Origin of the sequence: Rhizobium sp. BK060 (genome assembly GCF_014193145.1) — a bacterium.
Classification (GTDB): domain Bacteria; phylum Pseudomonadota; class Alphaproteobacteria; order Rhizobiales; family Rhizobiaceae; genus Rhizobium.
On record NZ_JACHYW010000056.1, the window covers coordinates 1 to 4,646 of the forward strand.

5 protein-coding genes and 1 pseudogene are annotated in these 4,646 nt (G+C 58.5%); 2 read left to right on the forward strand and 4 right to left on the reverse strand.

The window, feature by feature from the left end; translation table 11 throughout:
- Window positions 1-12 precede the first annotated feature (12 nt).
- From FHT71_RS30970 to FHT71_RS30980, 3 genes are all read right to left on the reverse strand, one after another.
- Window positions 13-402, reverse strand: coding sequence for a hypothetical protein (locus tag FHT71_RS30970; protein ID WP_183723262.1), 390 nt, complete (start codon window positions 400-402; stop codon window positions 13-15).
- A gap of 234 nt (window positions 403-636) precedes the next feature.
- The gene (locus FHT71_RS30975; protein ID WP_132593311.1) at window positions 637-1,299 is read right to left on the reverse strand and encodes a response regulator transcription factor; all 663 of its coding nucleotides are present in this window, start codon (window positions 1,297-1,299) and stop codon (window positions 637-639) included.
- On the reverse strand, window positions 1,300-2,649 hold the full coding sequence (locus FHT71_RS30980) for a histidine kinase (protein ID WP_183723264.1): 1,350 nt from the start codon (window positions 2,647-2,649) through the stop codon (window positions 1,300-1,302).
- A 207-nt stretch (window positions 2,650-2,856) separates the two neighbouring features.
- Here FHT71_RS30980 and FHT71_RS30985 point away from each other — a divergent pair.
- Together FHT71_RS30985 and FHT71_RS30990 are read left to right on the forward strand one after the other, a co-directional pair.
- Window positions 2,857-3,134 (forward strand): annotated as a pseudogene (locus FHT71_RS30985) (hypothetical protein).
- Window positions 3,135-3,375: 241 nt separating this feature from the next.
- A complete protein-coding gene (locus FHT71_RS30990) occupies window positions 3,376-4,443 on the forward strand; it encodes an IS110 family transposase (RefSeq protein WP_183723266.1) in 1,068 nt (355 codons plus the stop codon).
- Here FHT71_RS30990 and FHT71_RS31270 read toward each other — a convergent pair.
- A partial coding sequence (locus FHT71_RS31270) for a hypothetical protein (RefSeq protein WP_210294370.1) occupies window positions 4,383-4,646 on the reverse strand: 264 nt, incomplete at its 5' end. The two genes, FHT71_RS30990 and FHT71_RS31270, sit on opposite strands and share 61 nt — an antisense overlap.

The following is a 4,646-nucleotide window of genomic DNA, read 5'->3' on the forward strand; positions in this document are numbered from 1 at the left end:
TCTTCTTCTTGGTCATCGCACGTCCCCACATCGGCGCATCGAACCCAGGACATCACCCGTCGCCTGGACCCGGCGCATTGAACAGATAAGTCCCCACCCGGGATCACCCGGTCGGGGCGGCGGCCCGCGCGGCAACTGATCGCCATCTTGATCATTCCGGAAGTTCGGATCCAGCAGACGCGGCAGAATCTGATCGGCAGCACCAACGAATTGCCCGCCCGGCAAGAGGTTGTTGTTGCTGCCATCAACATGGCGCAGACCCCACGGAAGGATCGCCGCATTCAGTCCGATGATCGATTGCAGGCTTTCACCGGCAACTTCGCGTTCGGCGACGACGATCTGCTTCAGAATATACGCAAGGTCGTCCTGATTGGCGGTGAAATTCGGATTCTGCGTAACCATGTCGGTCCTCGAAGCAAACGCCGCCCCTCGGAAAGAACGCTCATTCTTTCCGTTGCGATCGGCTGGCAATTGTTGACCGTCTGAAGTTGTACAGGTCCCGAGGTGCAGTGATCTACAGAACAAGGTCCAAGGAATGTCGCGACCAAGAGGCCAGTTCATTCCTGCCACCAAAGTCGCACAATGCTTGGACCGAGGTCCCGGTATTATCAGACCAAAGTCCGAGAGGGGCGTTGGCTATTCGCCGTCGCGCGCGGCATCCGTCGTCTTCTGCGCGATCAGCGCCAACTCGATGCGATTTTTCGCATTGACCTTACGGAGCAGCCGCGAGACGTGAAATTTGACGGTACGCAACGTCGTACCGGTCGCTTCGGCAATTGCCTGATTGCCCATGCCACGCCCCACGCATTCCAACACGTGGCGCTCCTTCGCCGACAACTCCGTTAGCAAATTGCCTTTCGTTCTCGGCTGCGTCTGCCCTCTCATTGTAGCAACCAGCTTGGAGCCGAGCGTCGGCGCGAGATAGGTGCTACCCCGCTGGACGGTCATCAACGCATCCAAAAGCTCGGTCGCGGCAATACCCTTGAGAATATAGCCGGAAGCGCCCGCTTCCAGTGCTTCGAGGGCATCTTGGTCATCCTCCGAAACGGTCAGCATCACAACCTTCACATCAGGCCATCGTTCATGGATTTCGCGGGCCGCTGCCACGCCACCACCCGGCATGGAAATATCCAGAAGCACGATCGTCGGCTGATGCAGCGCGATGAGGTCAAGCGCATCCTGCTTCGACGCGCCTTCGGCGACAACCTGCAAGTTCTCGCTGAGCGCAATCGTCTGCAGCACCCCCATGCGAAAGAGCGCGTGATCATCGACAACAATGACAGAGGCCGGCACCACCATTCAGATTGTCTCCCGAAGCTCGAAGAGCATTGTCAGCTTTGTTCCCGTGCCGGCGATGACGATCTGCAGGCTGCCGCCCAGGCTCTCGATACGCTGCCGCAGGCCCTGGAGGCCCATTCCGCCACCCGTTCGAGTAGCCGGCTTGACGAAGCCCTGCGGCGCCCCCCTGTCGGAGACGACCACTTTCATGTGTGCACGGCTCATCTCGCACCAAACTTCCTGGCCGTTGCCGCCAGCGTGCCTATAGGCGTTATTTAGCCCCTCCTGCACGAAACGGAAAAGGCAGATCTTCAATGCCGCCGGAATGTCGATATCCTCCGACACGACCGTCGAAGCGACCTTCGTTTCCGACCGGCTCTCGTGCATCTTGATCGCGCGTTCGATGATGCGACTGGGTGAAAGGTGCTCGATCTCCGGCAGGATCAACGATCGGGCGATCGCCCGGATCTCGGCCAGGGCAGTATCAAGCGACTCCTCGAGTGTCGCGAGCGGCACCTTGCGCGCAGGATCGGTCTTGGCCTGTCGGACCTGCTCGACCTGCAGGCGTGCGAAGCTGAGAAGCTGGGCCGGGCCATCATGAAGATCCGCGCCAACCCCACGCATAAGTTTTTCATTGCGTTCGGCAAGCTGCATCGACGCCTGACGGGCGATGCCCTGCAATTCTGCGAGCTTGCGCGACGCGGCCTCCGCATCTTCCGCGCGTTGGTTCAAGGCTCGCCGCTGTTCCTCAATGGTGTTGCTGCCCCGGCGAACGATCATGAAGAGACAAAGCAGGATCGCGCAGGAGGCAAGAGCCACCGCGACCCAACTTGCCAGTCGCACATATCCTACATCGTAATCGAAGGTTGCGGGATCCTCCTGTATCTCCGCGACAGCGATGATCGTGCCGGAGGAGCTGTCACGCAGTGGGCTATAGATCTCCAGATAATTTGTCTGGAAATTGCGGACGACGTGTTCGCCTGCATCGAGGTCGGCAAAGGAAAGCGCAACCTCGCCTGCCAGCGCACTCCTGGCACCAGAAGGCAGAGGGAACTTTCGACCGATTAGGTCCGGCGCGATCGAATAGGCAACCGTCCCATCCGGCTTCCATATCTCGACATGCGGGAAACGTCCCCGCAACATGGGATCGGTGAAAAGATTGTGGAGCCTGGCGAGATCCTCCGGCGGCACGGCATCCGCCGAAGCCAGCTTCTGCACTAACGGCTCGGTCATACTCTGAACGAATATCGCGGCGGCTCCGGCTTTGCTGCGGATGGCGTTTTGCTCAACGATTCCGGAGATGACGTAGCCCGAGATCAGTGTCGCGAAGAAGATCAGGATGCCACTGGCAAACAGGAACTGAATCGACAATGGCCGACTCCTCACCCAACTCAGCAATCCTTTGGACCGCAATCCTTGTCCTCCGATCGAAGAAAGCAGCTCTTGCCAGTATAAGCCCAGCAGAATGATCGCAGTGTTCGCGAAAAATTGAAAGACTGGCCTGGAAGGCATCGCAACGGCTAGTCGACGCGTCATTTTTCAAGGAGCCAGTTCTTCCGTGAGTGAAGGAGAATTGAGATGCGAAAGATCCTTGTGAACTGCACTGTCGCGGCGATGGCGCTCTGTTCGCTCGTCCTCCCCTCCATGGCCGACAGCGTGACCGTGACGCGCCAACGGAGCTTCGCCAACGACTATGATCAGGCGCGTCCCGCAATACCATCAACGATCACGGCATCAGAGTTGGCGCCGTTCGCGAGCGTGACCGCCACTATCGCGATCGCTGCTACACCAAGACGGTCAGAACGATGACCGACGATGGCGATGAGATCACCAAGACGGTACGCCGTTGCAGATAGCCACAAACGTGGCCGACCTCTTGCGACAATTCGAAATCCGAAGCAACAAACGCCTCGACCGAGGCGAGCGCAAGAGTGTCGACCATAAAGCGATAAGCCAAAGGAGGTGACATGAAAGAGGTCGCAGCCGCTGAGAGAACGGATCACTGAGATGCAGGTGATGATCGAGGGACAGTCACGCTTCCAGCCTTTCGGCTTATCCTGTTGGGGTTTTCGAGATCTCAACAAGGGAGTTGGAAGCATGACTGCCTCTTATGATTACCATATCGGGGTCGACTACCACAAATCCTATAGCCACCTGGTGGTTCAGGACAGCAGCGGCAAGACGCTGAGATCTGGCCGGGTTAAGAACGACCGGCAGTCGCTGGGTGGGTTTCTCGAGCGCTACCGGGAGAATAGCCACGCGGTTGTCGAGGCGACCCGCAACTGGATGGTGATATACGACTGGCTCGACGACATTTGTGATGATGTCGTTCTCGCTCATCCCTTGAAGGTCAAGGCGATCGCTGACGCCAAGATCAAGACCGACAAGATCGATGCGACGGTGTTGGCGCATCTGCTGCGCGCCGACCTGGTGCCAGAAGCCTGGGCACCGAGCGACAAGGCCCGCGAGCTGCGTGTCGCGTTGCGTGAGCGGATGTTTTACGTGCGGCTGCGGACGATGACCAAGAACCGGATCGTGACGGTGTTTGATCGTTATCCGGAGCAGACGGCGCAGTTGAAGAAGCTCGGTGATCTGTTTGGCAAGGCGGGCCGTGTTCAGCTAGCGCAGGTCAACGTTTCGGAGATCGACCGCATCCAGATCGACCGGGGTCTCGATTTCATCGGCGACATCGATGGGCGGATCAAACAGTCGGAAACGACGATCCGGGCGATGACCAAGGCCAATGGCAATGTGAAGCTGTTGAAGACGATCCCTGGCATTGGCGAGTTCTTTGCAAGGCTGATCGATGCGGAGATCGACGATGTCAGCCGCTTCCGCAATGCCAAAAAGCTTGCCGCCTATGCCGGACTGGTGCCGTCGACCTATTCCTCCGGCGGCAAGACCTTCCACGGCAAGATCATCAAGCAGGGCAATAAGTGGCTGCGCTGGGCTTTTGTTGAAGCCGTCACCCCTGCGATCGCCAGCGACGCGCAGCTTCGAGCCCAATATGAACATCTGAAGTTCAGAGGAGTGAACAAGGCGCGGGTTGCCATCGCGCGCAAGCTTTTGACGATCGCCTTCCAGATCCTGCGGGACCAGCGCGCTTATGAGCCGTGCCGCGAAAGCAACATGGAGAGCACGTCGACGATATCCCGGTTGTCCTGATTGGTTTCTAGCGATCCCGGCAGGTCCGGGCTGCGCTCTTCAAGGAGAATGGGAAACCGGGAGCCGAACGTCACTCTGTGACCGAAGCCGAGGCATCGGGTCACGGATTGATGGGGTGGACGCCCCTCGACGGCATCGAATGTGCCAGCATGGTGGATGTTAACCGCCACAACAGAGGAGACGTCCGAAATGAACGTTAGCAT

Excerpts from the sequence above, each read along its gene's own strand:
- FHT71_RS30970 (WP_183723262.1), bottom strand. The coding sequence starts at position 402 with ATGGTTACGCAGAATCCGAATTTCACCGCCAATCAGGACGACCTTGCG.
- FHT71_RS30975 (WP_132593311.1), bottom strand. The coding sequence starts at position 1,299 with ATGGTGGTGCCGGCCTCTGTCATTGTTGTCGATGATCACGCGCTCTTT.
- FHT71_RS30990 (WP_183723266.1), top strand. The coding sequence starts at position 3,376 with ATGACTGCCTCTTATGATTACCATATCGGGGTCGACTACCACAAATCC.